Source organism: bacterium (assembly GCA_040755795.1).
Classification (GTDB): domain Bacteria; phylum UBA9089; class CG2-30-40-21; order CG2-30-40-21; family SBAY01; genus JBFLXS01.
On the sequence record JBFLXS010000606.1, the window covers coordinates 1 to 1829 of the forward strand.

The 1829-nt window shown below is 36.1% G+C and carries 3 protein-coding genes; all 3 read right to left on the reverse strand.

The features are described from left to right. Nucleotides 1-129 precede the first annotated feature (129 nt). The 3 genes from AB1414_20160 to AB1414_20170 all read right to left on the reverse strand — a co-directional run bounded on the left by AB1414_20160 (nucleotide 130) and on the right by AB1414_20170 (nucleotide 871). The gene (locus AB1414_20160; protein ID MEW6609728.1) at nucleotides 130-288 is read right to left on the reverse strand and encodes a hypothetical protein; all 159 of its coding nucleotides are present in this window, start codon (nucleotides 286-288) and stop codon (nucleotides 130-132) included. A gap of 129 nt (nucleotides 289-417) precedes the next feature. Further along, nucleotides 418-657, reverse strand: coding sequence for a hypothetical protein (locus tag AB1414_20165; protein ID MEW6609729.1), 240 nt, complete (start codon nucleotides 655-657; stop codon nucleotides 418-420). Between the two features lie 58 nt (nucleotides 658-715). Continuing rightward, on the reverse strand, nucleotides 716-871 hold the full coding sequence (locus AB1414_20170) for a hypothetical protein (GenBank protein ID MEW6609730.1): 156 nt from the start codon (nucleotides 869-871) through the stop codon (nucleotides 716-718). Nucleotides 872-1829: the final 958 nt, after the last annotated feature.

The window sequence follows — 1829 nt, forward strand, 5'->3', positions numbered from 1 at the left end:
ATGGTGGTTGGCAACAACGAACTCCGGCAATGGCTGCTGGTCTAACCGACCACGTTTGGAGTATAGAGGAATGGCTTACCTATCCGGTTAGAGGAAGTTAGCTAATTTCGGACACCACCAGAAATTCCTCTAATCACATTCTTCAAGTTTCCCCTTGACATCTCCTTTATTTGTTGATACAGGTGCATGGAGTTCTGGTAATCGGTTATCGGTCATCAGGTAATCAGTAACTGAGCTCCCAATTACCTGATTACTGACTACCGATAACCCGATCACCTCATCCTCCATTTGGGGTAAATAGTTACGCTCCATCAATTAAATAGCGACACAGCACTATACACCCTCTTGTGGTCAGCCCTTGTGAAATACTTGAATTTAGAATATTTTTTTATTCCACAAGGGCTAACCCTACCCACTTTACAAATTTAAAAATTTTATCTTCACCTTTCCGTCCACACATTTTTTTGTTCCATAAAGGGAACAACGATCCTTCTCGCAATCCTTCTTATACGCTCTCGGACACGATATCACCTTGTCACTTTCATCAGCAATTTCGATGTCTAACTGACCATCCTTACATTTGGTATCATCACCATAGAAACTACACTTTGACTGGTTACAATCATCGGTGTATGCCCTTGGACAAGAATATTTCATCTCTTTTCACCTCCTTTCTGTAATTTTTTAATTCAGCGTCTTCTACACGCTGACATTCCTATGCCGAGTATACCCCACTATCAGGATAAAAATCTATAAACACACCCTCCGTCACTTGCCTCACATTACCTAATCTCTCCAGCTTGGGTGTCTTGTAGGGAAGCCTTCCCTTCTGCTTCTCATCAACCATCTTCTCTTGCTTCTGATTCTTCATCTTATTCACCTCCTTTGTTTTTTTGAACGCTCTCGTATAAAATTGAGCGTTGATTTTATTAGTCCTTCCCTCCCGATAACTTACTTTTTACCCCCAAATTCTAAATCCCAAACTCTAAATTCTAAATAATATTCAAATCTCAATATAATTAAACTTTTCTCTTCATTCACTAATTTTTTATCCGAGAACCTTCGATTTGACACCTTAATAGCTTTTAGTTAATATAGCAGGTATTAGTCAAAAGTTCCAATAAAATAAAAAATATCGAATGTAGAATATTGAATGTAGAATGTAGAAGTATAATACTAAGACTTCATCATTCTAAATTCATTATTCGATATTCTACATTCATTCGATTAATAAGTGCTATAAGCATATACCTGCTGGGTTAGCAGCAGATGCAGTTATAGGCAAAACAAAACAAAAAAAGCACAGAAATATTCTGTGCTTATATTTTTAATAAATTTAATAAGTTTAGTTTCTAAGCTTATGTTACGCAAAGACTTAACTTGCGTCTCTCTCTCTCTCTCTCTACGGAAGTAAAGAACATCATCCATCTTCTCTCCTTACCTACTTTTAATATTAAAAAAATTATATCACATTTTTAAAAAGATGTCAAGAGTTTTTTTTGTTTTTTTTGAGCAGTTTGTTTTGCTATCACTCGATATTCAAGTTTTTTAAGATTAAGTGGTTTATCCTTTTTTAACCGCAAAGAACGCAAAGAAATTGACCGCAAAGAACGCAAAGATTATAGGTTGTTCACCACCCTTTTATACTCCAGTGGGGTATAAATTGTGATTATTTAAAGTAATCGGTAATCAGGTAATCAGGAATCGGTAATTTGAGATAGCAGGCTACTGCTTGCTCTTTACCGATAACCTGATAACCGATAACCTGAGTTGATAGTAACAGGAAATCACAAAATATGCCTCTCTAAAGTATAATTCCTTCCTTGAGT

Bases quoted from the DNA above. Each gene is read 5' to 3' on its own strand.
- AB1414_20165 (MEW6609729.1), bottom strand. From the start codon at position 657: ATGAAATATTCTTGTCCAAGGGCATACACCGATGATTGTAACCAGTCA.
- AB1414_20160 (MEW6609728.1), bottom strand. From the start codon at position 288: ATGGAGGATGAGGTGATCGGGTTATCGGTAGTCAGTAATCAGGTAATT.
- AB1414_20170 (MEW6609730.1), bottom strand. From the start codon at position 871: ATGAAGAATCAGAAGCAAGAGAAGATGGTTGATGAGAAGCAGAAGGGA.